Raw genomic sequence first — 25,284 nt, 5'->3', positions numbered from 1 at the left:
TATTGCCACAAGACTTTGCAACCCAGACTGCACCAGTTTGTGGATAAAAAGGGTCGATATCAGGAGAAATCGCGCGCGCGTCGGCAGTTACGGCCCCGACCCTTTTCCCTGCTTCTGTGGATAACCTGTTCTTAAAATGGAGTGATCATGACACCGCATGTGATGAAACGAGATGGCTGTAACGTGCCTTTCAAATCAGAGCGCATCAAGGAAGCGATTCTGCGTGCAGCTAAAGCAGCGGGAGTCGATGACGCAGACTATTGCGCCACCGTCGCAGAAGTCGTCAGCAATCAGATGCATGACCGCAGCAAGGTCGACATCAACGAGATCCAGACCGCGGTGGAAAACCAGCTGATGTCTGGCCCGTACAAGCAGCTGGCGCGCGCCTACATTGAATACCGTCACGACCGGGATATCGAACGTGAAAAACGCGGTCGTCTGAACCAGGAGATCCGTGGCCTGGTCGAACAAACCAACTCCGCGCTGCTCAACGAAAACGCCAACAAAGACAGCAAGGTGATCCCGACCCAGCGCGACCTGCTGGCGGGTATCGTCGCCAAACACTATGCCCGTCAGCACCTGCTGCCGCGCGACGTGGTGCAGGCCCACGAGCGCGGGGATATTCACTATCACGATCTCGACTATTCACCGTTCTTCCCGATGTTCAACTGCATGCTGATCGACCTGAAAGGTATGCTGACCCACGGCTTTAAGATGGGCAACGCCGAGATTGAGCCGCCAAAGTCGATCTCTACCGCCACTGCGGTAACCGCGCAGATCATCGCCCAGGTTGCCAGCCATATTTATGGCGGGACCACCATCAACCGTATCGACGAAGTGCTGGCCCCGTTTGTGACCGCCAGCTTTGACAAGCACCGTCAGGTGGCAGAAGAGTGGCAGATCCCGGATGCGGACGGCTATGCCCGCTCCCGCACCGAGAAAGAGTGCTACGACGCCTTCCAGTCGCTGGAATACGAAGTGAACACCCTGCACACCGCCAACGGCCAGACGCCGTTTGTCACCTTTGGCTTTGGCCTGGGCACCAGCTGGGAGTCGCGCCTGATCCAGCAGTCCATTCTGCGCAACCGTATCTCCGGCCTCGGCAAAAACCGCAAAACCGCGGTGTTCCCGAAGCTGGTGTTCGCCATCCGCGACGGCCTGAACCACAAGTTCGGCGATGCCAACTACGACATCAAGCAGCTGGCGCTGGAGTGCGCGAGCAAGCGCATGTACCCGGACATTCTGAACTATGACCAGGTGGTGAAAGTCACCGGCTCGTTCAAAACCCCGATGGGCTGCCGCAGCTTCCTCGGCGTCTACGAAGATGAAAACGGCGAGCAGATCCACGACGGGCGTAACAACCTGGGCGTCATCAGCCTCAACCTGCCGCGCATCGCGCTGGAAGCCAAAGGCGACGAAGCGGCCTTCTGGAAACTGCTGGACGAGCGTCTGGTGCTGGCGCGTAAAGCGCTGATGACCCGTATAGCCCGTCTGGAAGGGGTCAAGGCCCGCGTCGCGCCAATCCTGTATATGGAAGGGGCCTGCGGCGTGCGTCTGAAAGCCGACGACGATGTGTCGGAGATCTTCAAGAATGGCCGGGCGTCCATTTCGCTGGGCTATATCGGCATTCATGAAACCATTAATGCGCTCTGTGGTGACAAGCACATCTATGACAGCGAAGCCCTGCGTGAGAAAGGCATAGCTATCGTGCAGCGCCTTCGCGACGCGGTGGATCGGTGGAAAGACGAAACCGGCTACGGCTTCAGCCTCTACAGCACCCCGAGCGAAAACCTGTGCGACCGCTTCTGCCGCCTGGATACCGCCGAGTTTGGCGTGGTGGAGGGTGTGACCGATAAAGGCTACTACACCAACAGCTTCCACCTCGACGTGGAGAAGAAGGTGAACCCGTACGACAAGATCGATTTCGAAGCGGCCTACCCACCGGTGGCGAGCGGCGGGTTTATCTGTTACGGCGAATATCCGAACATCCAGCACAACCTGAAGGCGCTGGAAGACGTGTGGGATTACAGCTATCAGCACGTGCCTTATTACGGCACCAACACGCCAATCGACGAGTGCTACGAGTGCGGCTTTACCGGTGAGTTCGAATGCACCAGCAAAGGCTTCACCTGCCCGAAATGCGGTAACCACGACGCCGCCCGCGTCTCCGTGACCCGCCGCGTGTGCGGTTATCTGGGTAGCCCGGACGCCCGTCCGTTCAACGCCGGTAAGCAGGAAGAGGTGAAGCGCCGGGTTAAGCATTTAGGGAATGGGCAGATCGGGTAATCCCCTCACCCTAACCCTCTCCCCATAGGGGAGAGGGGATCGATCGAGCACATTGTTGAGCCCGGCACCGGTTTTCTCCCTCTCCCTTTCAGGGAGAGGGCCGGGGTGAGGGTCTCAGCGCGCACGACTCTATGGACGACTTCTATGCGATACCACCAATACTACCACGTCGACATCGTCAACGGCCCCGGCACCCGCTGCACCCTGTTTGTCTCGGGCTGCATCCACGAATGCCCCGGCTGTTATAACAAAAGCACCTGGCGGCTGAACTCCGGGATGCCGTTTACCGCAGAGATGGAGCAGCGGATCATCGACGATCTCAACGACACGCGCATTAAACGCCAGGGCATTTCGTTATCCGGCGGCGATCCGCTGCATCCGCAAAACGTGCCGGATATCTTAAAACTGGTGCAGCGCATCCGCGCCGAGTGCCCGGGAAAAGATATCTGGATGTGGACCGGCTACAAGCTGGACGAACTGAACGACGCCCAGCTGCAGGTGGTGGATCTGATCAACGTGCTGATCGACGGCAAGTTCGTGCAGGATCTGAAAGATCCGATGCTTATCTGGCGCGGCAGCAGTAACCAGGTGGTGCATCATTTGCGTTGAGCTCAAAACCGGCTCAAACACTCCATTGCCACGGATTTAAATTCCGCAAAGTCGTGGCAGCCGCACAGCCGGGTCATCGCCCGTTCGCGCAGGAAGGTGACGAAAATATCGTAGATGGCCATTGCCTCTTCATACTCGCTTTTGCTGATGGCGAGCAGGAAGATGACGTGCGCGGTTTCATCCCCCCACTGGATGCCCTGTGGGGCCAGCACGGTGTAAACCACGGTCTTTTGCGCCAGCAAACCAAGGGAGTGCGGCAGGGCGATACCGTCGCCGAGCAGGGTGCTGACGATGGCCTCACGCTCGACCACCGAGTCGAGAAACTCCGCGTTCACAAACCCCTCCTCCTGCAGCTGGCCGCACAGCTCCTGGAACAGCGTCTGCTGGTCGATGGGTTTTTCAATCACGCGGAAGTGGCTGGCGTCGAAATACTTCTCCAGCATCCACGGGCGGGTTCTGTCCACCAGCACCAGCTTGCCAATCTGCTCCAGCTGATAGTCGGTCGGGAACGGGGCGATCATCACCACCGGCTTGGCTTTTTCGCCGACGCGCGCGGTGGAAATGACAAAATCTTCGCTGATGCTTTCGCACTGCTCATACTCCCGCAGCGTCAGGACGCGGGTGACCTCGATTTGCGGATACTTGCGCTGCAACACCGCCTCGATCATCCGCACCATGGCGTTGCCCGCGTCGCACACCAGCATTACCCGCGGCTGGCGCTGATAGCCGATGTTGTAGTGGCGCTCCAGCCCGACGCCGATATGCAGCACCAGGAAGCCAATCTCGTTTTCGCTGATCGCATACGGGGTGTATTTGCCCCAGCTGGAGACCGCCGCGAGGGTCATGTCCCAGGCCATCGGGTAGTGCTGCTTAATGTTATCCAGCAGCGGATTGGGGATCATGATCTGGTAGCGCACCCGGGTAATCATGGTCTTAATGTGGGTCAGCAGATCCGCGTGCAGCTGGGCGTCGTCGAGCAGGTTGTAGTTATAGTGGGTGTTGATATAGCGCAGGATGTAGTTCACCAGCGCCTCTTCATCATCGGCGTTGATGGCGCTGGGGGAGATCTCCTGCACCTGGCGCGCGGCGATATGCACCCCCAGCCAGGTCACTTCCGACGGTGCCAGCGTTTTATCTGCCAGCCGGGCGATGGCGCTGGCGATATCCCGCGCGGCGTCGCGCACGTTCTCGGCCACCTCTTCGGCGTTAAATTCCGGCAGCGGATAGCCTTCGCTGATGCGTCGCACCGTCACCGCGCCGTAGAGGCGTAAAAACAGCTCCCCCTCATCGGTGAGGCGAATGTGATGGCGGGTAAAGGTCTCATGCAGGACGGCGGCGAGCTGCTCCGGCACGCCCGCATTCAGCGCCACTTCCGTCACCAGCGGGTTGAGATTGTCCTGCTGCGCCAGCTGCCACAGCAGATCGGTCAGGCAGGCGCGGATCGCCATCTCGCTGCCAAACAGCTTCATGCCGTGACGCGGACGGGTCTCCAGGGTCAGGCGGTAGCGGTGAAACCACTCCCGCACCTCCGCCATATCGCTCTGCAGCGTAGCGCGGCTGACGAACCACTCGTCGGCCAGATCTTCCAGCTTGAGGGAGAACGCCGAGGTGAGAAAACGCACCACCAGGTAGTGCACCCGTTCCGGGCCGGTGCGCGGAATACGCAGCATCCGTGGGTGGGAATCCTGCAGCAGCTGATAGCGCGCCGGATCGTCGATCTTCAGCTGGTAGCCGTTCCCGCGGCTGAGGATAAACTGCGCCCCGTTCCCCGCCAGCAGCGCGTTGAGCGCGGAAATGTCCGCCCGGACGGTACGCGTGGATACCGACAACCGCTGCGCCAGTTCATCCTGCGGCAGCGTTTCGTTTTGCAACATCTCGAACAGTTGCGCTAAACGTTGGTTGGGAAATCGCACGGGGTTGTCCTCTTACTGCTCAGGGTGAAATGACCATCTGGGATGGACTGCCTACCGGGGTGTAGTCTGGCTCAAAGCTCAGCCTGCCGTCCTGCGCCACGCGAAAACGGGTGATGTTGTCGCTGCGCTGGTTCATGACGTACAGCCAGCGTCCCTCTTTATCCAGCGTCAGGGTGCGCGGGTAATCGCCCCGCGTCCAGACATCGTCCTGATGGGTCAGGATGCCGTCCGCCGTTACGGTAAAGTGCCCGATGCTGTTATGCAAACGGTTAGCGACATAGAGCTGTTTTCCATCGGTGCTTAATGCCAGCCCGGCGGCAAAACTGGTGCCTTTGTAACCTGCCGGCAGCGCGGAGACCGTTTTACCCTCTTTCAGCCTGCCGCTGTTATCCAGCACATAATGGGTCAGCGTAGACGCCTCTTCGTTAATCAGCCACAGGGCATCACCTTTTGGCGTAAAGACGAAATGGCGCGGCCCTGCCCCTTTCGAGGAGGCGCTGATAAACGGCGGATCGTTCGGGATCAGCGTTCCGCTTTGATCGTCAAAACGGTACTGATAAATACGATCCAGCCCCAGATCGGTAGAAAAAACGAACTTCCCGCGCGGATCGGCGGCGATCATGTGGGCATGCGGGCCGCTATGCCCGCTGATGGCAAAACTGCCCTCCACGGCGGCTTCCGGTTTTGCCACACCCGGTTCGCCCCGATGCAGATGAACGTCGCTGGCCTCACTCAGGCTGCCATCTGCCTTCACCGGCAGAACGGCCACCGACCCGCTCCCGTAGTTCGCCACCAGCAGGTAACGTCCGGTAGGGGTCAACGACAGGGATACCGGGCCTGCGCCGCCGGACGCCACCTCGTTCAGCAGATGCAATTCTCCGGCGTCATCAATACGCAGCGCCTGAACAACGCCCTGCTCTACTTCGCTTGCCAGATAGAGCGTATTGCCATCCGGCGCAATAGCCAGCTGCGCGGCGTTTGTCAGGGTATGCGCCAGGGTTTTGTTGCTGAGCGCGCCGGTGATGGGGTCGAGGGTAAAGCGGTATAAGCCTTCGCCGTGGGGATGGTAGGTGCCGACCCAGGCGTACTGCTGATGTTGGGTGTGCATGGGGATCCTGAGATTTTTTACTCCCCTCACCCTGACCCTCTCCCCATAGGGGAGAGGGGATGATTACACCGCTGGGGTGAGGGGTGGTTTTTATTACTTAACCAGTTTCTTCGTCATTTCCAGCAGCGTGCGCACGTCTTCCGGACGCGTGTCGCCGCTGGCTTTGTCGATGATCGAACTGTAGATATGCGGGATGATCTTGCTCACACCCGCATCCAGGGCGATCTGGAGGATCTCTTCATAGTTTTCCAGATCGATGCCGCCGGTCGGCTCCAGCCAGAAATCGTGACGGGCGCAGGCTTCCGCCACCGCTTTGTATTCGTCACGACACTTCAGGCCGCCCATCGGGAAGTATTTGATCGAGCTGCCGCCGAAATCCTTCAGCAGGGCAATCGCCGTTTCCACCGGGACAATGCCGTCCGGCGACGCGCTGCTCAGCGGGCCGGTGGAGATTTTCACCATGCCGACGGTGCCGGTCGGCGAGACCAGACCGTTGACCACGGACTCGCTCTGCCCCAGCAGCGCGCGGCTGGTCGCCACGCCGGTAAAGACCTGGTTGACGTGCTGCGGCTGTACCTGGCGGGAGATTTCGCTCACCATCGCCGACTGGTTCGGGTCGCCAGCCCCCAGGCCCACGGAGAGCGCGTTATCAATAAGCGCGGCATACTCGCGCATATCGGCCACGGCGCTGTCGACGTCCGGGTAGTTTTTGGAGAGCACGCCCACCAGCACATGGCCTTCTGCCGCCTCATAGATGGCGCTGGCATTGGCTTTCGATCCGGCCAGCACGTTCAGGCAGACGCGGTCACGGTAAAAATTGGGGGTCAGTTTCATGCCTTTTTCTCCTGGCCTAATACTTCGCTGATGCGGCGATAGACAATATTCAGTTGGTCGGCGCTGACGCTGCGCACGTCCGCTTCGATGATCCCTTCGTTGGCCTTGTAGCCACGGAAGTAGATGGCGTATTCGCCCTGCTTCAGGGCGTGCACCAGGTCGCCGGTGCCGACGCCGGTGGCGGCTTCGTCGAACTTGATTTCGGTACGGGCGATATCGCGACCGGCGCTGTCCCACACCACGCGGGCGGTCACGCCGTTCAGGGTGTTGAGCGCGTCAATAAACGGGGTCATCTTCGCCACCATCTCAGCACCGCTCTCTTTGGTGGCCGTCAGGTAGTGTTCGATGGCGCAGGTCAGGCCGAGAATCCCCTCTTTGCCCACCTTCATGGCGCGGCCAATGCCCGCCGTCTGGCGCTTCACCCACTCCACGTACTGGGTCCTGCCGATCACCAGGCCGCTGGTTGGGCCTTCAATGGCCTTCGCGCCGCTGTAAATTACCAGGTCCGCGCCGGAGCGGTAGTAGGTATGCAGATCCTCTTCCGCCGCCGCATCGACGATCAGCGGCAGGTCGTGCTTACGTGCCACCACGGCCGCCTGCTCCACGCTGAGCATGCTCTTCTGCACGCAGTGGTGAGATTTGATGTAGAGGATCGCCGCCGTGCGCGGAGTGATCGCCGCCGCCAGCTGATCGGCGGAGCATTCGTTGGCATAGCCCGCTTCCACCAGTTTGCCGCCGCCCAGCGCCACCATAGTGCCCACCGGAGCGCCAAAGTTGACGTTATGGCCCTTCGGCAGGACGATCTCGTTGTTCTCAATCGGGGTGACGTGCAGGTTTTCCAGCAGCCAGTCGCTGTCTTTTACCAGCACGGCCGCCACCGACTGGGCGATGCCCGCCGAGGCGCAGGAGACGACGGTCGCCCCTTCCACATCCAGCAGTTTCGCGATGTATTCGCCGGTTTTGTTCACCAGATCCTTCATCTCGAAGTACTGGTTCATGCCGTCCATTGCCGCCTGCACCACTTCCGGGCGCGGGGTGGAGACGCCGAGCGCGGTCATGCGTCCGGAGGTGTTAATCACCTGTTTTAAATTGTATTTCTCAAAAATTGAAGGCATGTTCCGTGCTCCCTTGTTCGGTCATGTAGCCCTTGCCCGCGCGGATCGCGGCAAGCGGCACCAGAATGTGTTCAGCCTGCAGGCTGTCGTTTTCGGCATCCACCAGCACTGTCGGCTGGCGCTTAAGGGTGAACAGCGTCAGGTCGGCATCGAGCCCCGGCTGAATACGCCCTTTCTGCGCCAGGCGCAGGCCGTCGGCGGCGTTGGCGGTCACGCACTCAATCACCTGCGGCAGCGACATGCCGATGGCGAGGAATTTCGACATCACGCTTGCCAGCGAGCCCACCGGACCGTTGATGCGGTTGCGGCAGTAGATATCCGAGCTGATGGTGTGCGGCAGAATGCCCATCGCGATGGCGCGTTTCGCCACTTCAAAGCTGAAGCTCGCCGTGCCGTGGCCCACGTCCAGACGCACGCCGCGCTTCAGAGCGGAGGTGATGGAGGCGCGCAGTTCGCCGGATGGCGTCAGAATGCGGTTCGGTTTGCCGTTGTAGCAGTGGGTAATGATGTCGCCGGAACTCAGCAGGTCGGCAATCTCATCGAGGTTCGGCGGGTTATTGCCAATGTGCACCATCAGGGGCAGGTCGCCGTTCTCTTTCTGGATGGTTTTGGCGCGCTCCAGCGGCGTAATGCCGTTCTCGCCCACCACGCTGCTGCTCATGCGCGCTTTCAGGCCGACGATAAAATTCGGGTGGCGTTGTACCGCCTGCTTCACCGCGTCGGCGTCGATGTTGGCCATGTTGGCCAGCTCGTTCTGGGCAATCAGCCCCACGCGGGAGATGTTCAGCAGGGCAAAGACCTCGGTGGAGGCTTTGCGGGTGATGGCGTAGAAATCGTCCACGTCGTCCGCCCCGGTGCTGCCCGCGTCGACCACGGAGGTGACGCCGGTGGCGATGCCGACGCTGTCCGGCTCGTCGTGGTAAATCGGCGAGTTCGGGTAGCAGTGGACGTGGGAGTCGATCCAGCCTGCGCTGACGTAAGTGTCGCCGTTGAGCTCAACGGTGCGGTGGGCGGGATCGGTGATGTCGCCCGTCGCCGCGATCTTCCCGTCCTGAATGGCGATATCGGTCAGGGTATCGTCGGTGAGGCGCGCACGGCGCAGGAGTAAATCAAACATGGGGTTCTCCTGATAAGTCGGGCGCCTGAGCGCCCGCGGGTATTAAAGGGCGACCGGGAACAGCCAGCCCAACAGCATTGCACCGAGGATGGCGCCGCCGGTGATCGGCTTCTGCCAGATATAGAACAGCAGTGCGCCCGCCAGCGAACCAATGCCGATAGGAATCGACGCGGTCATCGCGCTGAGGATAATCAACGGCCCGAGGAAGCGGCCGGAGGCGTTACCGGCCCCCATCATCACGTCTGCCCCGTAGGTGGAGTTGCTCTGGTTGATGGTGAACTTACGCGCCAGGATGATGACGTAACCAATCGCCAGGCCAATCACCAGGCCGGTTGCCAGCGAGGCGGCAAAGTTGGTCACCGGGAACATGATGCCCGCGCCCAGCAGCAGCGCCGGAACGCCTAAGCCTACGCCGGTCTGGATCGCGCCACCGATATCGAGGATCCCCACCAGCGAACCTTCGATAATACGGGCGAACAGGAAGCTGGCGCCGAACGCCGCGACCGCACCGTAAGCCCCGGTATCGATGCCCGCTTTCAGCATCGCCACGAAGGCCACTTCGTTAAAAGCACCGATGCCGTAGAGGTAGTACATGTGCGTCCCGGCGAACACGCCGGAGGAGAGCAGGCCAACGAAGATCGGGAACGACCAGTCGGCATACCAAAAACCTTTATTTTGTTCCATTTAGAGGCTCCTGTTACTTGCCGCTGAGCGAGTTGTGGATCATGTCGAGCCAGTTCGGCACGGTCAGATGGAAGGATTCAATCATCTTCATGTCGAAGCCGCGGAAGAAACCGCTCAGCACGAACAGCAGAACGATGGCCGCCATCATCACTTTGGTGACGTGGTTCCAGCCGCTCTCTTCCACGCCCTTGCCGATCAGGATGCCCAGCACCAGACCCGGTACGGCGTTACCCATAATCAGCTGCGCCGCGCCGCCAAAGACGGTGGCCCAGAAGCCCGATTTTTTGCCCGCGTCGATGGCCGCCAGCCAGAAGATCACCGGCATCACGGTGTTGACCAGCAGGTTAGCCGCCGGCACCAGCACCTTAACGGCGGTTACCTGCAGCGCGGCCGGAACGGACGAGGCGGTAAGGTTCAGGAAGGTGACGACAATCATGCCGATCACGCCGCAGGCAATTGCCATTTTGCGGGGATCGTGCAGCGTCTCGCCGACGTTGCGGTTTTTGATCATCAACGCCGCAGCACCCCAGTTAGGGATGATGCGATGGTCTACGTCCTGGGTGAAGGAACCCGCCGCCACTGACGACGCCCAGGCGTTAAAGAAGAAGCCTAACCCAAAGGAGAAGTGGGACGCCGGATCCCCTTCACAGGAGTTCAGCTCCCCCAACGTACGAAACGCGCCCATACCTTGTGTGGTAGGCGCATGAAACATGCGTGCAGCCCCGGCACCAACGCCGACGCCAACCAGGCCGCCGATGATGAGCGATTTTATTAAAATTATCAGGAACATTAGTCTGCCCTATTAGTAAGAATCAGCGTTGCGTGACAAAGTCCACCTGGTCGAGATTGATGGCAGTCACGTTGACGGTCACGTCCAGCTCCACGCTGTAGGTGCGTCTTTCCCGGCGCAAAAAGAAGAACAGAAACGCCTCTTTACGCACCGCTTCTTGCGCCTGAACAACCTGCACATCCTGTGGCTCAATACGCAGTAAGATATGCGGCGATGCTTTCATCACCGCGGCCTGAACGTGGTTCAGCGCGTCGGCAAAGGCGCGCGCTTTGACGTCACCTTTGCCTTTCACTCTCACCGTGGTGGTGAACTGTTCTTTCATGCTTATGCGCCGTGCTTCTTCTGCCACGCCTGAACCAGACGCTCGCCCAGCTCTTCTTTATCCATAAAGCCAAAGCCCAGCACGTTGCAGCCTTCGTTGATGGCGGTCACGCCCTCTTCCACCGAACGCATGCCGTACTTCGCTTTGTAGCCATATTTGGTCTGGGCGGTGATAGCACCCGCGCCGCCGCTGCCGCAGAAGGAGATGCCGAAGGTGGCGTTTTCCGCTTTCATCACGTCGCCGAGCTTCATATCCGCCGCCATGCCAGGCACCACGACCGCGCGGCCACCTGCTTTTTCAACCCCTGCTGCAACCTTCTGGCCTTTGCCCAGGCGATCGCCGATGACAACTGTAATTTGTTCCATGATGTGCTCCTTAAAGGTTGTCTTTTGCGACTTCGAAGTGAACGGAGAGCAGCCAGGCCTCTTCATCAGGAAGATTGCCAAACTGCGCGACCACTTCACGGGCAAGCCGCATGGATTCTGGTGAAATTTCGTCAAACAGGTCAGCTTCGACCTCCGGCAAGGGTTCGCCGGTAACTGACCGGTGCGCCATGGCGCGAACGTGGGAGGTCAGCATCTGCTCCTGAACGGCATTGGGGATAATGTTGTGATGACTAAGCAGCGCGAAAGTCTGCCTGAGCATGCTGTCGGCGAGCTGTTCAGTTTGTGCCGCCTGGTCTCCAGTGTCGTTTATTACCGTTCCGTTAATCACTCGTCTTACCCCGTTATTGGCTCTGGGATAAAACTAACGCCGGCTGTTATGGGTTTGTAGCGAGTTGTTTTCCACTTCGAAGTGGAAAGGAGAGCGGCACCAGTGATCTGTGCCACATAATTGCTCTGAATAATGATTTTGAACTGGATTTACGTGACGAATATCACGCATCTGAACGGCGAATACGGCGGTCTGGAAGTGAAAAAGTTTACGAGCAGACTCGTAGAAATGTGAGCTGGATAAGGTTTTCTTATGCGGATTGGGTAGAGTGGCCGTGGGTGCTTGAGACTGACCGTCTCTTGCATGGGACGGAAAGTGGAAAGCCCCGCCTGACTAAAAATCAGGGCGGGGGCTCGAAACGACACGTCCAACCACGTGGAGTTCGCTACCTCGCCCGCTTTTAAAGCAAGGAGGCATCCATGAAACGCAGAGATCCCAGTATCGGGGTTTTGATGATTATTTCTTTGACGATAATCATCTTAACTCTGGTGACGCGGAAAACGCTGTGCGAGATCCGTTTTCGAAACGGTTCGCTTGAAGTGATTGCGCAAATGGAGTGTCGCTCCGGATCGTAGGAGCAAACAGGCGGAGGCGTTTAGTGCGCCTCCGCACACGGGGACAGGGCGTAAGGCTCAGGCACCCATTAACGGTATTTTTTGTGATAGGTATTGCGCGTGGTGACAAACCCGTCGGCTGCCGCCTGGGCCTCTTTCACTTTTCCTTCGTTCGCCAGCTTCAGCGCGCCGTCGATCTGGCCGACCAGCGTCTCAAGGCCGTGGCGGAAATCTTTCATCTCCGGGCTGTCTTCCGCTTTGCCTTCCAGCTTCGGCGGGGTCTCTTTCTGCGCATCCACCGCCGCGGTACGCATTTTGGTTAACGCCTCTTTCATCTCTCCGGCATTATCGGTTTTTTGCACCACCTTCAGGTTTTCGCTGAGGGTGTCCATATTGTCTTCCAGGTCGGCAAAGACCGACGTACTCATTACCAGCGATGACGCTGCGAGGATAGCTAACAGGGTTTTACGCATTGCTCACTTCCTTTTTTATTATCAAAAAAAAGCGCACCGGAGTGCGCTTGAATGTTACTGACCGGCGATCTTCATCTCCGGTAACAGTACGGATCCGCACTGAATATTACTGCGCGTCTCGATATCGTTGCCCACGGTCACGATATTGCGCCACATATCCTTTAAGTTACCGGCAATGGTAATTTCGCTCACCGGATACTGAATCTCACCGTTTTCCACCCAGAAGCCAGACGCCCCGCGCGAGTAGTCGCCGGTCACGCCGCTGACGCCCTGGCCCATCAACTCGGTCACCACCAGCCCGGTGCCCATCTCTTTAAGCATCTGCTCAAAGCCCAGGCCACGGCCCGGAATGCGCCAGTTGTGGATCCCGCCCGCATGGCCGGTGCTCTTAAGCCCCAGTTTGCGCGCGGAGTAGCTGGTCAGCAGCCACTGAGTCAGGATGCCGTCTTTGATGATATCGCGACGTTCCGTGCGCACGCCTTCGCTGTCGAACGGCGTGGAGGCCAGCCCTTTCAGCAGGTGCGGATGCTCTTCAATGGTCAGCCACTCCGGCAGGATCTGCGTGCCCAGCGCATCGAGGAGGAAGGTAGATTTACGGTACACCGCTCCACCCGCAATGGCACCCACCAGATGTCCGAACAGCCCGGTCGCCACTTCATTGGCGAAGATCACCGGTGCTTTCATGGTAGACAGTTTTCGCGGAGCGAGGCGGGATAATGTGCGTTTTGCGCACTCCATCCCAACCCACTCAGGCGACTGCAGATCGCCCATCGCGCGGCCAATGGTGTAGGCGTAGTCGCGCTCCATGTCGCCGTTCTCTTCCGCAATCACGCAGCTGGAGAGCGAGTGACGGGTTGAGCTGTAGCCCTGCAGCATGCCGTGGCTGTTGCCGAAGACTTTGATGCCGTAGTGGCTATTAAAGCTGCCGCCTTCGGTGTTGGTGATGCGCTTATCGGCGTTAAGGGAGGCCTGTTCCGCGCGGGCCGCAAACTCAATGGCTTCGTCCGGGGTCACTTCCGCCGGGTGGAACAGATCCAGATCCGGGGCCTCGAAAGCCAGCAATTCTTTGTCCGCGACGCCAGCGTAAGGGTCTGGGGAGGTGTAGCTGGCGATATCCAGCGCCGCCTGCACGGTGCGGGCAATAGCGTCCGGACTTAAGTCGGTCGAGGAGGCGCTGCCTTTACGGTTCTGGTGATAAACAGTAATCCCTAACGCGCCATCGCTATTAAATTCAACGGTTTCCACTTCACCATAGCGGGTGCTGACGCTCAGGCCGGTGGTCTTGCTGACGGCGACTTCTGCCCCGTCGGATTTCGCTGACGCCAGCTCCAGGGCCATGGAGACGGCCTCTTCCAGTGCTTTACGCTGCGCTGCAACTTGTGAGATCACTTTCATCGTAAATGCCATAATGTAAGGTGTAGTTAGCTGAAGTCTAACAGAGAACCGTTTCTCAGTACGCGTCTAAACTGGTAACATTAGCCTCTTTTTTTAAGGAGCCTGACATGACTAAGCAGCCCGAAGACTGGCTCGACGACGTTCCCGGTGATGACATCGAAGACGAAGATGATGAGATCATCTGGGTCAGTAAAAGTGAAATTAAACGCGACGCCGAAGAGTTAAAACAGCTTGGTGCGGAAATGGTAGAGCTGGGTAAAAACGCGCTGGACAAAATCCCGCTCGATCCCGATCTGCGTGCCGCCATCGAACTGGCACAACGCATCAAGAAAGAGGGCCGCCGTCGCCAGCTTCAGTTGATTGGTAAATTGCTGCGTCAGCGCGATGTGGATCCGATCCGCCAGGCGCTGGATAAGCTGAAAAACCGCCACAACCAGCAGGTTGCGCTGTTCCATAAGCTGGAGCAGATCCGCGATCGCCTTATTGATAATGGTGATGATGCCCTGGCAGAAGTGCTGAATCTGTGGCCGGACGCCGACCGCCAGCAGCTGCGAACGCTTATCCGCAACGCGAAGAAAGAGAAAGAGGGAAACAAGCCGCCGAAATCTGCGCGTCTGATTTTCCAGTATCTGCGCGAGCTGGCGGAAGCGGAAGGTTAATCCCCTGCCCGTTGTTTGCCGGATGGCGGCGTAAACGCCTTATCCGGCCTACAAGGTCGTGCGAAATGTAGGCCCGGTAAGCGCTAGCGCCACCGGGCTTTTTTATTACTCTGCGGCCTGTGCTTTCTTCGCCAGACCGTCCAGCAGCTTCTGATGGATCCCACCAAACCCGCCGTTGCTCATCACCAGAATGTGATCGCCCGGCTGCGCGGTCTTCACCACCATCTCCGCTAAGGTATCCACATCGGCGCTCCAGTGCGCTGGCTGGACGCAGGCTTCGGCCACTTCCGCCACCTGCCACGGAATGTGCTGCGGCTGCAGGAGGAAGACCTCATCCGCACGGCCCAGAGAAGGCGCCAGATCGTCTTTGCAGACGCCCATTTTCATGGTGTTTGAGCGCGGTTCCAGTACGGCCAGGATGCGTGCCGTGCCGCCCACTTTGCCGCGCAGGGCAGCCAGGGTCGCCAGGATCGCGGTCGGGTGATGGGCAAAATCGTCATACACCGTGACGCCATTAGCTTCGCCGCGCAGCTCAAGACGGCGACGGGCGTTGATAAAGGAGCCCAGCGCATTGGCCGCATCGGCAGGCAGCACGCCCACATGACGGGCAGCGGCAATCGCCATCAGGCCGTTATGCATGTTGTGTTCGCCCACCAGCGCCCAGTTCACTTCCCCGACCTTTTCGCCATCCAGCAGCACTTCCCACTGGGAGGCATCGTTGGTCAGCTTTTTCGCCTGCCAGTGGCCCTGCTCGCCCACCAGTTCCTGCTCGCTCCAGCAACCCATCGCCATGGTCTGCTTCAGGTTGATGTCGTTTTCCGGCAGGATGATCCGCCCCTGACCCGGCACGATGCGCACCAGGTGGTGGAACTGTTTCTGGATCGCTTTCAGGTCGTCAAAAATGTCCGCGTGATCGAACTCAAGGTTGTTGAGGATCAGCGTGCGCGGGCAGTAGTGGACAAATTTGGAGCGTTTATCAAAGAACGCGCAGTCGTATTCGTCTGCTTCAATGACAAAGAACGGGCTCTCGCCCAGGCGGGCAGAGACGTCGAAATTACCCGGTACGCCGCCGATCACAAAGCCCGGCTTGTAGCCACAGGCTTCGAGGATCCAGGTCGCCATTCCGGCGGTGGTGGTTTTACCGTGCGTCCCCGCAACAGCAACAACCCAGCGATCGCGCAGGACAAAATCATGCAGCCACTGCGGGCCTGACATGTAGGGAATATTCCTTTCCAGCACGGCTTCTACGCAGGGATTACCACGGGTCATGGCGTTACCGATGATCACCAGATCCGGCTGCGGCTCCAGCTGGCTGGCGTCGTAACCCTGAATCAAATCGATGCCCTGGTTTTCCAGCAGCGTGCTCATCGGCGGATACACATTGGCGTCCGAACCTGTCACCTCATGGCCAAGAGCGCGCGCCAGCATAGCCAGGCCGCCCATGAAAGTGCCACAAATCCCCAATATATGAATGCGCATACGTCACTATCCTTCTTCAATGTGGCGCACATTTTACGCATATGTCAGCAGCAGAGAAACGCATTTCAGGAAAATCTGTAGCAAGCTGGCGCGATTCACCTCTGCGACACTATTTGAAAGTTTGTTAAGATTGTTGGGCATCAACAACTTTACTCAACATCCAATGCAGGGAAAGTGTTATGAAAACGTTAGGTGAATTTATTGTCGAAAAGCAGCACGAGTTCTCGCATGCTACCGGTGAGCTCACTGCTTTGTTGTCGGCAATAAAGCTGGGCGCCAAGATCATCCATCGCGATATCAACAAGGCCGGTCTGGTCGATATCCTGGGTGCCAGCGGTGCTGAGAACGTGCAGGGCGAAGTTCAACAGAAACTCGATCTGTTCGCGAACGAAAAACTGAAAGCTGCACTGCGCGCACGCGACATCGTTGCGGGGATCGCCTCGGAAGAAGAAGATGAAATCGTCGTCTTTGAAGGGTGTGAACACGCGAAGTATGTCGTACTGATGGATCCGCTGGATGGCTCCTCCAACATCGACGTTAACGTCTCTGTCGGCACGATCTTCTCCATTTACCGTCGCGTTACCCCTGTCGGCACGCCGGTAACCGAAGAAGATTTCCTGCAGCCGGGCAACAAGCAGGTTGCTGCGGGCTATGTGGTTTACGGCTCCTCCACCATGCTGGTCTACACCACCGGCTGCGGCGTGCACGCCTTTACCTACGATCCGTCGCTGGGCGTGTTCTGCCTGTGCCAGGAGCGCATGCGCTATCCGCAGAAAGGCAGCACTTACTCCATCAACGAAGGGAACTACATTAAATTCCCGTCGGGCGTGAAGAAGTACATTAAATTCTGCCAGGAAGAGGATAAAGCCACCCAGCGCCCTTATACCTCGCGCTATATCGGCTCCCTGGTGGCGGATTTCCACCGCAACCTGCTGAAGGGCGGTATCTACCTCTACCCAAGCACCGCCAGCCACCCGGAAGGCAAGCTGCGCCTGCTGTACGAGTGCAACCCGATGGCCTTCCTCGCCGAGCAGGCGGGTGGTAAAGCCAGCGACGGCAAAGAGCGGATTATGGATATCATTCCTGAAAGCCTGCACCAGCGCCGCTCGTTCTTCGTCGGCAACGATCATATGGTTGAAGACGTCGAACGTTTGATCCGCGAATACCCGGACGCCTGAGTTTGACCAAAAGGGCCGCCAGGCCCTTTTGTTTTTCCAAAGATTTATACCTGTGTCGGTATAACACTATATAAAAATGCTGCTGTAACCCTCCGGCGCTATCCGTCATCATTACGGCGTTCAAATAGTGTTCAACGGGAATCAGCAGAAATGAAAAACTACTCTCGCTCATCCACTGGAATCGATCTCAATCTTATTCCGGTATTTATTGAAGTCGTCAGATGCGGGAGCATGGCCAAAGCCTCTTTACGTCTTGATATGTCCAGGCCCGCCGTGAGCCTGGCGCTGAAACGCTTTGGTATGCTGTTTAATGAGCCGCTGTTTACCCGCAAGGGGCTGTTCCTGGAGCCAACGCCACACGCGCTGAAGCTCACCGCCGAGATGGAAAAGCTGCTGGCTTCAATTCACGATCATATCGCCAGCACACCGGAGAACGCGGAGAGCGTCCCGACGCCAGCGGCGCCGGAACGTGATAAGGCTACGCCTGCTGTAACGACAGCTTAAACGATGACATCGCCTCGATGAGCTCGCGGGATTGTTCTTCCAGCGAGCGCGTCGCGGCCGACGATTGCTGGACCAGCGCCGCGTTTTGCTGCGCGGTTTCATCCATCTGATTGACCGCGATATTCACCTGCTCAATACCGCGACTCTGTTCGTGCGACGCGTTGGCGATCTCACGCATCAGGCGGGTCATGCGCATCACCTCGGTCGCGATCTCGTCCATCGTTTCACCCGCCTGCTGGGCCAGCTCGCTGCCTTCGCTGACGTGTGCCTGTGAATCGCTAATCAGGGTGCGGATCTCTTTTGCCGCATCGGCGCTGCGGCTGGCGAGGATACGCACTTCCCCGGCGACGACCGCAAAACCGCGCCCCTGCTCACCCGCGCGGGCGGCCTCGACCGAGGCGTTCAGCGCCAGAATATTGGTCTGGAAGGCAATGCCGTCAATGACGCTGAGAATGTCGGCGATGCGGTCGGCGCTGCCGGAGATGTCGCGCATCTTCTCAATCACGTAGCACACCATTTCGCTGCCGCGGTCGGCAGTATCGGACATCGTCTTCGCCACCTGATGCGCCTGCTCGGCGTTGTGGGCGTTCTGTTTCACCGTGGCGGTGAGCTCTTCCATGCTGGCGGCAGTCTGCTCAAGGGAAGTGGCGGTGGATTCGGTCCGCTGGGCAAGGTGCATGTTGCCTGCGGTCAGCTCCCGGCTGCCGGTGTCGATTTGCGAGCTGGCGTCGCGCACCCGCAGCACCGAGCCCATCAGCGACTGGCGCATCTTCTCGATGGCGGCATTGAGGCGGTTAAACTCCTGGCTGGCGGGGCGGGTCAGGGCGTGGGTCAGATCCCCGGCGGCCACGTGTTCAAGCTGGGCGATTGAGGCAGAGAGTGGCTTGAGCAGCATATGGCGCAGCGCCAGCCAGGCCAGCACGATAATGCCGGCGGTCAGCAGCGCGGCGACGATAATCAGCATCATCACCCGGTCTTTACTCGCCTGCACCGCGGCGACTTCGGCTTTGCCCCGGGCGTCGCTCCAGATCTGGAAGGCCTGCATGTCGTTGTCAAACTGACGCGCCACCGGCACCAGACGGTTCTCCAGCAGATCGTAATAGTCATCCGCATTCTGCGCATTCAGGGCGTTCTGCATCGGCACAATCCCCTGGGCGTTGTATGCCGCCAGGCTCTCCGCCACCTTCTTCAGCAACTGCTCCCCTTCGGGATCGTTCACGCCGCCATCGATCACGCTTTTCAGCGTGGCTTGCGCCTGTTTGATTTCGTCATTGATGTTCTTCACCGATTTGGCGGCATCATCCAGCAGGCCCACCTCCATCATGCGGACGGCCTGCCCCGCCTCGTTGCGCGCGCGCAAAATCAGGGTGTAGCCCGAATTGAGCTGCACCAGCTGTTCACCCTGGAGGTGATTAATGCGCTGCAGGGAGGAGGAACTCTGCGTGAGGGCATAAATGCCAATACCGCTGACGAGCAGCAGCAGGAGGGTCATGACGGCCAGTAATGAAAGCAAGCCGGTACGAATCGATAGCGTTTTAAGCATGATGTAATTTCCGGTAGCGAGATAAATCTGGACAGAATTAAGGGTTATCGGCCGCTACCGGAAAAGATTTAGACTTTACGCAAATTCAGGGAGTTATCCCTTGCTTGATGTGGTACTCACCCGGGTGACAGGCGAGCTCTGGCGGTTCTCCCAGAGTACGGTCAGGCCGCGCTGCAGGGCGATAAAGATGAACAGCAGAATGCCAATCGCAATCTTGGTCCACCACGAGCTGAGCGTGCCGTCGAAGTTGATATAGGTCTGGATCAGCCCCTGGATCGCCACCCCGAACAGCGTGCCCAGCACCGTGCCGACCCCGCCGCTGAGCAGCGTGCCGCCAATCACCACCGAGGCAATTGCGTCCAGCTCCACGCCAACCCCTGCGAGGGCGTAGCCCGCCTGGGTATAGATGGAGAAGACAATCCCCGCCAGCGTCGCCAGCCCGGTAGAGAGCATGTAGATCCGGATGGTGGTGCTGCGGGTGGAGATCCCCATCAGGTTCGCCGAGGTGGCGTTGCCGCCGATGGCATACACTTCGTTGCCGAAGCGGGTGCGGTGAGCGAGGAAAATACCGATCACCACCACGCCCAGCATCACCAAACCGAGAATACTCAGACGGCCGCCGCCGGGGATTTTCCACGCCAGGCTGGAGAGGGTGTCGTACACCGGATGGTTAATCGGGATCGACTCCTCCGACACCAGATAGCTGACGCCGCGCAGGAAGAACATCCCGGCGAGGGTGATAATGAATGCCGGAATTTTCAGGGCGTCGATCAGCAGCCCCATAAAGGCACCAAAGGCGCAGCCCATCGCCAGCACCAGCGGGAAGGCCAGCAGCGGGGAGATCCCCCAGTAACCAATCGCTTTTGCCAGAAAGACGCCGGTAAAGGCGATGACCGACCCGACGGAGAGGTCGATCCCGCCGGAGAGGATCACGAAGGTCATGCCGACGGCGATGATCCCCAGAAAGGCGTTGTCGGTCAGGATGTTGCAGATCACCCGCGTTGAGGCAAAGCCGGGGAACTGCGTCAGACAGTAGAGATACCCCAGCACAAACACGCCCAGGGTTATCATGAGCGGTAAATTACGTTTTATCATGACCACGCATCCCCTTAATGAGACTGATAAAGCGCGGCGACTGCACGATGAGCACGCAGAGCACCACCACCGCTTTCACCACCTGGTTGAGTTCCGGCGGGAAGCCAGACAGCAGAATACCGGTGTTCATCCCCTGGATAATCAGCGCCCCCACCACCGACAGCAGCAGGTTGAAGCGCCCGCCCATCAGCGAGCCGCCGCCAATCACCACCGCGAGGATCGCGTCCAGCTCCAGCCACAGACCGGCGTTATTGGCATCCGCCCCGCGAATATCGGCCGCGACAATCACCCCGGCAATGGCGGCGCACACCCCGCTTAAGACGTAGGTCAGCATCACCATCAGGCGGGTGCTGACCCCGGCGTTTTTCGCGGCGCGAATGTTGATCCCCACCGCTTCGATAAACATCCCGAGGGCGGTTTTGCGGGTAAAGAGCCAGAAGGCGATCAGGGTGACCACCACGATAATTACCGGCGTCGGGAAGAACAGCAGCGAGCCGCTGCCGATCCACGCCAGATTAGGGGCGTTAAAGGTGACGATCTGCCCGGAGGTGATCAGCTGCGCCACCCCGCGTCCGGCAACCATTAAAATCAGGGTCGCAACGAAGGGCTGTATCTTGAGGATCGCCACCAGGATGCCGTTCCATAGTCCCGCCAGCACCCCGGTACCGAGGGTTACCAGCAGCACCACCGGCAGGCTGTGTCCGGCCACGGTCATCGACGCCGCCGTCGCGCCCGCAATGGCCATCACCGCCCCCACCGACAGGTCGATACCGCCGGTGGCAATCACCAGCGTCATGCCGATTGCCAGCAGAGCCACCGGTGCGGCGCGGTTTAAGATATCAATCGGACTGCCGAACAGGCGGCCATCCTGGAGGATAATCTGATAAAAATGCGGCGAAACGAGGCTATCCACCAGCAATACCAGCACCAGGGCAATGATTTGCGGCGTGCCGGTGGGCCAGCTGAAGCGGCGCTTCGGCTCGCCGGTTTGAGAAAGTGAACGTGGCATCACGATCTACTCCTTATGCCGCAATGGCGTTCATGATGGCCGGAACGGAGAGCGCGTCCAGCGGGATCTCGGCCACCTGTTGACGGTCGCGCATGATGATCACCCGATCGGCATACCCCACCAGCTCCTCCAGCTCCGAGGAGATGACCAGCAGCGCCAGACCGTCGGCGCAGAGGGTTTCGATCAGGCGAATAATTTCCGCGTGCGCCCCCACGTCGATACCGCGGGTCGGCTCGTCAAGGATCAGGAACTGCGGTTTGGTCAGCAGCCAGCGCGACAGCAGCACCTTCTGCTGGTTACCGCCGGAGAGGAACTCAATGGGCTGTTCCGCGCTCGGGGTTCGGATACCGAGCTGGCGAATGAAGCGCTCGGCAATGGCGTGTTGCTCTTTACGCGGAATGGGCCTCAGCCAGCCGCGTTGGGCCTGCAGGGCCAGAATAATGTTCTCGCGCACCGAGGCGGCGGCAATAATACCGTCGGTTTTACGGTCTTCCGGGCAGAAGCCGATCCCAAGGCTGGAGGCCTGATGCGGAGAGCGCAGCGCCTGGGGTTTGCCTTTGATCATCGCCGTGCCGCTGTCGGCAGGTTTGATCCCGAAGATCACCTCCGCCGTTTCGGTACGGCCTGAGCCTAACAGACCCGCCAGACCGACAATCTCGCCCGGACGCACCTCAAGGTCAAAGGGCGCGATGGTGCCCTTCCTGCCGTAATCCTTGAACGCCGCAATAGGTTTCTCGCTGAGCAGCGTGCGGCCCGCACGTTGCAAGGCGTTGGTCTCCAGCTCGCGGCCGAGCATCATTTTGACCAGCTCGATCTGCGGCAGCTCGCGGGTTTCGCGGCAGCCGACAAAACTGCCGTTACGCAGGACGGTAATGCGGTCGCTCACCTCATACACCTGATCGAGGAAATGAGTGACGAAAATCAGGCTTACCCCCTGGTCGCGCAGCTGGCGCATCAGGGTGAAAAGCATCTCCACCTCCTGGGTATCCAGGCTGGCGGTGGGTTCATCGAGGATCAGCACTTTGGCGGAGAGATCGATGGCGCGGCAGATGGCGACGATCTGCTGCATCGCTACCGAAAAACGGTTCAGCGGCTCGCGTACGTCGAGGGAGAAGCCGTAAGACTCCATCAGCCTGGTGGCGCGGGCTTCCATCTCTTTGCGGCGCAAAAAGCCAAAACGTCGCGGCTCGCGGCCGATAAACAGGTTATCCGCTACCGACATGTTCGGCAGCAGGTTCACTTCCTGGTAGACCGTCCCGATCCCCAGCTGCTGGGCATGGGCGGTATTTCTTGGCGATATAGCGTTCCCTTCCAGCCAGATAGTGCCGCGATCGGCGTGATACACGCCGGTCAGGGCTTTAATCAGGGTCGATTTCCCGGCGCCGTTCTCTCCCAGCAGGGCCATGATCTCGCCACGGCGCAGACTGAAATCGACGCTATCCAGCGCTTTTACGCCGGGAAAGTACTTGCTCAATCCTTCTGTGCGGAGGATTTCCTGGTGTTGGTTGGTGGTCATGATTTCCCCCTCACCCTAACCCTCTCCCCGGAGGGGAGAGGGGATTGATCGTGCCAATTGTTAATTTCCAGCTCCGCCCTGCCTTTCTTCCTCTCCCCTCTGGGGAGAGGGCGGGGTGAGGGGCAAGGGATCAGTAGCCCATATTTTTCTTTTTCTCTAACTCTTCTTTAGCGGTATCAGGCAGATAGAGCGTGGATTTGGTGATGGTGACTTTCTCCGGCATGGTGCCGTCTTTCTTGAATTTCTCCAGCGCGTCGAAGGCCGGGCCTGCCATGTTTGGCGTCAGCTCAACGCTGGCGTTGGCCTCTTTGTCGATCATCGCTTTATAGATATCCGGAACACCGTCGATGGAGCCGGTCAGGATGTCGGTACCCGGCTTCAGGCCCGCTTCTTTAATGGCCTGGATGGCACCGATCACCATGTCGTCGTTATGGGCGTAAACCATGCAGATGTTCTTGCCGTTGTTCTCAGCTTTGATAAAGCTTTCCATAACCTCTTTACCTTTACTGCGGGTAAAGTCGCCGGACTGGGAGCGGATGATTTTGATGTTTGACGCTTTGGAGATGGCGTCGGCAAAGCCTTTCTTACGGTCGATAGCCACGCTGGCGCCGACGGTGCCCTGCAGCTCAACCACGTTACACGGCTTGCCATCCACCTGTTTCACCAGCCACTCACCTATCAATTTGCCTTCCAGCACGTTGTCGGCGGTGACGGTGGTCATATAGAGAGATTTGTCTTTTACATCGATGGAACGATCGAGCAGGAAGACCGGAATTTCCGCATCTTTCGCTTCTTTCAGAACGGGTTCCCAGCCTGTCGCCACAACCGGGGCAATGAAGATGGCGTCAACGCCCTGGGCGATAAAAGAGCGTACCGCTTTGATCTGGTTTTCCTGTTTTTGCTGACCATCGGCGATTTTCAGCGTGATACCGCGTTTTTCGGCCTCGCTCTTCGCGACGTTGGTCTCAGCGGCGCGCCAGCCGGACTCTGAGCCGACCTGCGCAAATCCTACGGTTAAAGGGGCGGCCATCGCCATAGACGACATGGCTGCCGAAACTGCTGTGACAAGAAGTAAGCGCTTCCACATAAGTGCGTCCTCGTAGGGTAGTTTATTGTTGGGTAAAAGATGTTCTGCGACCAAACTATAGACAATGCGAGATGTAACGGAGTGTGTTACATCACACTTCGGAAAAGTGAATAAAACGTTAATCACAAGTTTGTAATCGCTTTCACTCACCCATGAAAAAAGCGGCTGAGTTTATGGATTATCTTGTCATGAGAATGGGCTGATAGTGGCCTTCAGGTGAAAGGAATGGCGAAAACAGGCGGAGACATTCCGCGCCAGTTGGCTATAATACTCGCCACTTGATTACCAATCATTTTAAAGGACACAGACATGAGCTTACTCAACGTCCCAGCGGGTAAAGAACTGCCGGAAGACATCTACGTAGTTATCGAAATCCCGGCGAACGCTGATCCTATCAAATACGAAATCGACAAAGACACCGGCGCACTGTTCGTTGACCGTTTCATGTCTACCGCGATGTTCTATCCGTGCAACTACGGTTACATCAACCACACCCTGTCTCTGGACGGTGACCCGGTAGACGTTCTGGTCCCAACGCCGTACCCACTGCAGCCGGGCTCCGTCATTCGCTGCCGTCCAGTTGGCGTGCTGAAAATGACCGACGAAGCCGGTGAAGATGCGAAACTGGTTGCGGTACCGCACACCAAGCTGAGCAAAGAGTACGATCACATCAAAGATGTGAACGACCTGCCAGAACTGCTGAAAGCGCAGATCGCCCACTTCTTCGAGCACTATAAAGATCTCGAGAAAGGCAAATGGGTGAAAGTGGAAGGCTGGGACAATGCAGAAGCGGCTAAAGCTGAAATCATTGCCTCCTTCGAGCGCGCTAAGAAGTAATTCTTACTGCTGCTAATAAAGCCCCGCGAGCCGGGGCTTTTTTGTGCCCGTCGGTTGCCGGGTGGCGGAAGCGCCGCCGCGCAAAAAACAACGCCACCCGAAGGTGGCGTTATTCGTATCAGTACTGGTCTCTGTCTAACCAGTTACCGCTTTCAATCAGCGTTAAACCTTCCACCGAACGTTGGTACACGTACATCCATGCACTGCCGTAGGGCGTCTGGATCAACCGGCGAGCGTATTCCCCGCCTTTGGTGCGCAAGGCATCAAGTTCGGCCAGCGTGGCATTATCAATACGATAAACCTCACCCTGTACTGCTCCTTCCCCCGGAACGGCGCCTGGATAGTGGCCCAGGCTGTACAGCTGGTAGTTTTCGATACTGTAATCACCCAGCAACTGGGCGTTGGTCATCCAGTGGCTGTTGCCCTGCTTCGTTCTTAAACTGCCGTAGACAAATATTCGCAT

26 protein-coding genes are annotated in these 25,284 nt (G+C 58.5%); 7 read left to right on the top strand and 19 right to left on the bottom strand.

Annotation, left to right across the window (positions count from 1 at the left end; genetic code table 11):
• Window positions 1-147 precede the first annotated feature (147 nt).
• On the top strand, window positions 148-2,286 hold the full coding sequence (gene nrdD, locus FFB58_RS13280; protein ID WP_039030601.1) for an anaerobic ribonucleoside-triphosphate reductase: 2,139 nt from the start codon (window positions 148-150) through the stop codon (window positions 2,284-2,286).
• 144 nt (window positions 2,287-2,430) lie between these two features.
• Window positions 2,431-2,895 (top strand): anaerobic ribonucleoside-triphosphate reductase-activating protein, encoded by a 465-nt coding sequence (gene nrdG / locus FFB58_RS13275; protein WP_138370113.1) that lies wholly within the window; start codon window positions 2,431-2,433, stop codon window positions 2,893-2,895.
• Between the two features lie 2 nt (window positions 2,896-2,897).
• On the opposite strand, the gene FFB58_RS13270 is transcribed toward nrdG, so the two are convergent.
• The 10 genes from FFB58_RS13270 to FFB58_RS13225 all read right to left on the bottom strand — a co-directional run bounded on the left by FFB58_RS13270 (window position 2,898) and on the right by FFB58_RS13225 (window position 11,492).
• Window positions 2,898-4,808 (bottom strand): PRD domain-containing protein, encoded by a 1,911-nt coding sequence (locus FFB58_RS13270; protein ID WP_039030604.1) that lies wholly within the window; start codon window positions 4,806-4,808, stop codon window positions 2,898-2,900.
• A 19-nt stretch (window positions 4,809-4,827) separates the two neighbouring features.
• Window positions 4,828-5,916 carry a lactonase family protein gene (locus tag FFB58_RS13265; protein WP_138370112.1) on the bottom strand — a complete coding sequence of 363 codons (1,089 nt, stop codon included), beginning with the start codon at window positions 5,914-5,916 and terminating at the stop codon, window positions 4,828-4,830.
• 93 nt (window positions 5,917-6,009) lie between these two features.
• Window positions 6,010-6,750: a KDGP aldolase family protein gene (locus tag FFB58_RS13260; RefSeq protein ID WP_138370111.1), complete on the bottom strand. Its 741-nt coding sequence runs from the start codon at window positions 6,748-6,750 to the stop codon at window positions 6,010-6,012.
• Entirely contained in the window at window positions 6,747-7,865 is a 1,119-nt protein-coding gene (locus tag FFB58_RS13255; RefSeq protein ID WP_039030606.1) for a DgaE family pyridoxal phosphate-dependent ammonia lyase, read from the bottom strand. Before FFB58_RS13255 ends, FFB58_RS13260 begins: the two co-directional genes overlap by 4 nt.
• Window positions 7,849-8,982, bottom strand: coding sequence for an amidohydrolase/deacetylase family metallohydrolase (locus FFB58_RS13250; RefSeq protein ID WP_138370110.1), 1,134 nt, complete (start codon window positions 8,980-8,982; stop codon window positions 7,849-7,851). The genes FFB58_RS13255 and FFB58_RS13250 overlap by 17 nt, the downstream gene beginning before the upstream one ends.
• Before the next feature lie 42 nt (window positions 8,983-9,024).
• Window positions 9,025-9,666: a DUF4310 family protein gene (locus tag FFB58_RS13245; protein ID WP_039030608.1), complete on the bottom strand. Its 642-nt coding sequence runs from the start codon at window positions 9,664-9,666 to the stop codon at window positions 9,025-9,027.
• 13 nt (window positions 9,667-9,679) lie between these two features.
• On the bottom strand, window positions 9,680-10,456 hold the full coding sequence (locus tag FFB58_RS13240; protein ID WP_039030609.1) for a DUF4311 domain-containing protein: 777 nt from the start codon (window positions 10,454-10,456) through the stop codon (window positions 9,680-9,682).
• Between the two features lie 22 nt (window positions 10,457-10,478).
• Window positions 10,479-10,778: a DUF4312 family protein gene (locus tag FFB58_RS13235; RefSeq protein WP_039030610.1), complete on the bottom strand. Its 300-nt coding sequence runs from the start codon at window positions 10,776-10,778 to the stop codon at window positions 10,479-10,481.
• 2 nt (window positions 10,779-10,780) lie between these two features.
• Window positions 10,781-11,143, bottom strand: a complete 363-nt coding sequence (locus tag FFB58_RS13230) for an SFCGS family glycine-rich protein (protein WP_032616243.1) — start codon at window positions 11,141-11,143, stop codon at window positions 10,781-10,783.
• A gap of 10 nt (window positions 11,144-11,153) precedes the next feature.
• Window positions 11,154-11,492 carry a glycine dehydrogenase gene (locus FFB58_RS13225; protein ID WP_039030611.1) on the bottom strand — a complete coding sequence of 113 codons (339 nt, stop codon included), beginning with the start codon at window positions 11,490-11,492 and terminating at the stop codon, window positions 11,154-11,156.
• Between the two features lie 419 nt (window positions 11,493-11,911).
• Here FFB58_RS13225 and FFB58_RS13220 point away from each other — a divergent pair, with 419 nt between their 5' ends.
• A complete protein-coding gene (locus FFB58_RS13220; RefSeq protein ID WP_039030612.1) occupies window positions 11,912-12,067 on the top strand; it encodes a Hok/Gef family protein in 156 nt (51 codons plus the stop codon).
• Between the two features lie 68 nt (window positions 12,068-12,135).
• Here the strand turns inward: FFB58_RS13220 and cybC are convergent, their stop codons facing one another.
• Entirely contained in the window at window positions 12,136-12,519 is a 384-nt protein-coding gene (cybC, locus tag FFB58_RS13215) for a cytochrome b562 (RefSeq protein ID WP_039030613.1), read from the bottom strand.
• 54 nt (window positions 12,520-12,573) lie between these two features.
• Window positions 12,574-13,926, bottom strand: coding sequence for a metalloprotease PmbA (gene pmbA, locus FFB58_RS13210; protein WP_138370109.1), 1,353 nt, complete (start codon window positions 13,924-13,926; stop codon window positions 12,574-12,576).
• A gap of 95 nt (window positions 13,927-14,021) precedes the next feature.
• On the opposite strand from pmbA, the gene yjgA reads away from it, so the two are divergent.
• Window positions 14,022-14,573, top strand: coding sequence for a ribosome biogenesis factor YjgA (gene yjgA / locus FFB58_RS13205; RefSeq protein WP_138370108.1), 552 nt, complete (start codon window positions 14,022-14,024; stop codon window positions 14,571-14,573).
• Between the two features lie 105 nt (window positions 14,574-14,678).
• On the opposite strand, the gene mpl is transcribed toward yjgA, so the two are convergent.
• A complete protein-coding gene (gene mpl / locus FFB58_RS13200) occupies window positions 14,679-16,052 on the bottom strand; it encodes a UDP-N-acetylmuramate:L-alanyl-gamma-D-glutamyl-meso-diaminopimelate ligase (RefSeq protein WP_039030616.1) in 1,374 nt (457 codons plus the stop codon).
• A 179-nt stretch (window positions 16,053-16,231) separates the two neighbouring features.
• On the opposite strand from mpl, the gene fbp reads away from it, so the two are divergent.
• Together fbp and FFB58_RS13190 are read left to right on the top strand one after the other, a co-directional pair.
• Window positions 16,232-17,230 (top strand): class 1 fructose-bisphosphatase, encoded by a 999-nt coding sequence (fbp, locus tag FFB58_RS13195; RefSeq protein ID WP_039030617.1) that lies wholly within the window; start codon window positions 16,232-16,234, stop codon window positions 17,228-17,230.
• 150 nt (window positions 17,231-17,380) lie between these two features.
• Window positions 17,381-17,734 (top strand): LysR family transcriptional regulator, encoded by a 354-nt coding sequence (locus FFB58_RS13190; RefSeq protein ID WP_039030618.1) that lies wholly within the window; start codon window positions 17,381-17,383, stop codon window positions 17,732-17,734.
• Here the strand turns inward: FFB58_RS13190 and FFB58_RS13185 are convergent.
• The 5 genes from FFB58_RS13185 to ytfQ all read right to left on the bottom strand — a co-directional run bounded on the left by FFB58_RS13185 (window position 17,709) and on the right by ytfQ (window position 23,984).
• Entirely contained in the window at window positions 17,709-19,277 is a 1,569-nt protein-coding gene (locus FFB58_RS13185; protein ID WP_138370107.1) for a methyl-accepting chemotaxis protein, read from the bottom strand. The two genes, FFB58_RS13190 and FFB58_RS13185, sit on opposite strands and share 26 nt — an antisense overlap.
• Before the next feature lie 93 nt (window positions 19,278-19,370).
• Complete coding sequence (gene yjfF / locus FFB58_RS13180; protein WP_138370106.1) at window positions 19,371-20,372, bottom strand: galactofuranose ABC transporter, permease protein YjfF; 1,002 nt, start codon at window positions 20,370-20,372, stop codon at window positions 19,371-19,373.
• Entirely contained in the window at window positions 20,359-21,384 is a 1,026-nt protein-coding gene (gene ytfT, locus FFB58_RS13175) for a galactofuranose ABC transporter, ATP-binding protein YtfT (RefSeq protein ID WP_138370105.1), read from the bottom strand. Before ytfT ends, yjfF begins: the two co-directional genes overlap by 14 nt.
• Window positions 21,385-21,394: 10 nt before the next feature.
• Window positions 21,395-22,897, bottom strand: a complete 1,503-nt coding sequence (ytfR, locus tag FFB58_RS13170; RefSeq protein WP_138370104.1) for a galactofuranose ABC transporter, ATP-binding protein YtfR — start codon at window positions 22,895-22,897, stop codon at window positions 21,395-21,397.
• Between the two features lie 130 nt (window positions 22,898-23,027).
• Window positions 23,028-23,984, bottom strand: coding sequence for a galactofuranose ABC transporter substrate-binding protein YtfQ (ytfQ, locus tag FFB58_RS13165; RefSeq protein ID WP_032616231.1), 957 nt, complete (start codon window positions 23,982-23,984; stop codon window positions 23,028-23,030).
• A 309-nt stretch (window positions 23,985-24,293) separates the two neighbouring features.
• Here ytfQ and ppa point away from each other — a divergent pair, with 309 nt between their 5' ends.
• A complete protein-coding gene (ppa, locus tag FFB58_RS13160; RefSeq protein ID WP_032616230.1) occupies window positions 24,294-24,821 on the top strand; it encodes an inorganic diphosphatase in 528 nt (175 codons plus the stop codon).
• 118 nt (window positions 24,822-24,939) lie between these two features.
• Here ppa and FFB58_RS13155 read toward each other — a convergent pair whose 3' ends face one another.
• On the bottom strand, window positions 24,940-25,284 hold the full coding sequence (locus FFB58_RS13155; RefSeq protein ID WP_039028479.1) for a gamma-glutamylcyclotransferase: 345 nt from the start codon (window positions 25,282-25,284) through the stop codon (window positions 24,940-24,942).

Source organism: Enterobacter sp. MF024 (assembly GCF_005843915.1).
In the GTDB taxonomy this organism is placed as follows: domain Bacteria; phylum Pseudomonadota; class Gammaproteobacteria; order Enterobacterales; family Enterobacteriaceae; genus Enterobacter; species Enterobacter barmai.
Note: the sequence above shows the minus strand (reverse complement) of the source record. Positions and strands in the feature narration are given on the sequence as shown.

Excerpts from the sequence above, each read along its gene's own strand:
- cybC (WP_039030613.1), bottom strand. The coding sequence starts at position 12,519 with ATGCGTAAAACCCTGTTAGCTATCCTCGCAGCGTCATCGCTGGTAATG.
- yjgA (WP_138370108.1), top strand. The coding sequence starts at position 14,022 with ATGACTAAGCAGCCCGAAGACTGGCTCGACGACGTTCCCGGTGATGAC.
- FFB58_RS13235 (WP_039030610.1), bottom strand. The coding sequence starts at position 10,778 with ATGAAAGAACAGTTCACCACCACGGTGAGAGTGAAAGGCAAAGGTGAC.
- FFB58_RS13240 (WP_039030609.1), bottom strand. The coding sequence starts at position 10,456 with ATGTTCCTGATAATTTTAATAAAATCGCTCATCATCGGCGGCCTGGTT.
- FFB58_RS13230 (WP_032616243.1), bottom strand. The coding sequence starts at position 11,143 with ATGGAACAAATTACAGTTGTCATCGGCGATCGCCTGGGCAAAGGCCAG.
- FFB58_RS13265 (WP_138370112.1), bottom strand. The coding sequence starts at position 5,916 with ATGCACACCCAACATCAGCAGTACGCCTGGGTCGGCACCTACCATCCC.
- nrdG (WP_138370113.1), top strand. The coding sequence starts at position 2,431 with ATGCGATACCACCAATACTACCACGTCGACATCGTCAACGGCCCCGGC.
- ppa (WP_032616230.1), top strand. The coding sequence starts at position 24,294 with ATGAGCTTACTCAACGTCCCAGCGGGTAAAGAACTGCCGGAAGACATC.
- FFB58_RS13255 (WP_039030606.1), bottom strand. The coding sequence starts at position 7,865 with ATGCCTTCAATTTTTGAGAAATACAATTTAAAACAGGTGATTAACACC.
- pmbA (WP_138370109.1), bottom strand. The coding sequence starts at position 13,926 with ATGGCATTTACGATGAAAGTGATCTCACAAGTTGCAGCGCAGCGTAAA.
- FFB58_RS13250 (WP_138370110.1), bottom strand. The coding sequence starts at position 8,982 with ATGTTTGATTTACTCCTGCGCCGTGCGCGCCTCACCGACGATACCCTG.
- ytfR (WP_138370104.1), bottom strand. The coding sequence starts at position 22,897 with ATGACCACCAACCAACACCAGGAAATCCTCCGCACAGAAGGATTGAGC.
- FFB58_RS13260 (WP_138370111.1), bottom strand. The coding sequence starts at position 6,750 with ATGAAACTGACCCCCAATTTTTACCGTGACCGCGTCTGCCTGAACGTG.
- FFB58_RS13190 (WP_039030618.1), top strand. The coding sequence starts at position 17,381 with ATGAAAAACTACTCTCGCTCATCCACTGGAATCGATCTCAATCTTATT.
- FFB58_RS13220 (WP_039030612.1), top strand. The coding sequence starts at position 11,912 with ATGAAACGCAGAGATCCCAGTATCGGGGTTTTGATGATTATTTCTTTG.
- FFB58_RS13245 (WP_039030608.1), bottom strand. The coding sequence starts at position 9,666 with ATGGAACAAAATAAAGGTTTTTGGTATGCCGACTGGTCGTTCCCGATC.
- FFB58_RS13185 (WP_138370107.1), bottom strand. The coding sequence starts at position 19,277 with ATGCTTAAAACGCTATCGATTCGTACCGGCTTGCTTTCATTACTGGCC.
- mpl (WP_039030616.1), bottom strand. The coding sequence starts at position 16,052 with ATGCGCATTCATATATTGGGGATTTGTGGCACTTTCATGGGCGGCCTG.
- ytfQ (WP_032616231.1), bottom strand. The coding sequence starts at position 23,984 with ATGTGGAAGCGCTTACTTCTTGTCACAGCAGTTTCGGCAGCCATGTCG.
- FFB58_RS13155 (WP_039028479.1), bottom strand. The coding sequence starts at position 25,284 with ATGCGAATATTTGTCTACGGCAGTTTAAGAACGAAGCAGGGCAACAGC.
- nrdD (WP_039030601.1), top strand. The coding sequence starts at position 148 with ATGACACCGCATGTGATGAAACGAGATGGCTGTAACGTGCCTTTCAAA.
- fbp (WP_039030617.1), top strand. The coding sequence starts at position 16,232 with ATGAAAACGTTAGGTGAATTTATTGTCGAAAAGCAGCACGAGTTCTCG.
- yjfF (WP_138370106.1), bottom strand. The coding sequence starts at position 20,372 with ATGATAAAACGTAATTTACCGCTCATGATAACCCTGGGCGTGTTTGTG.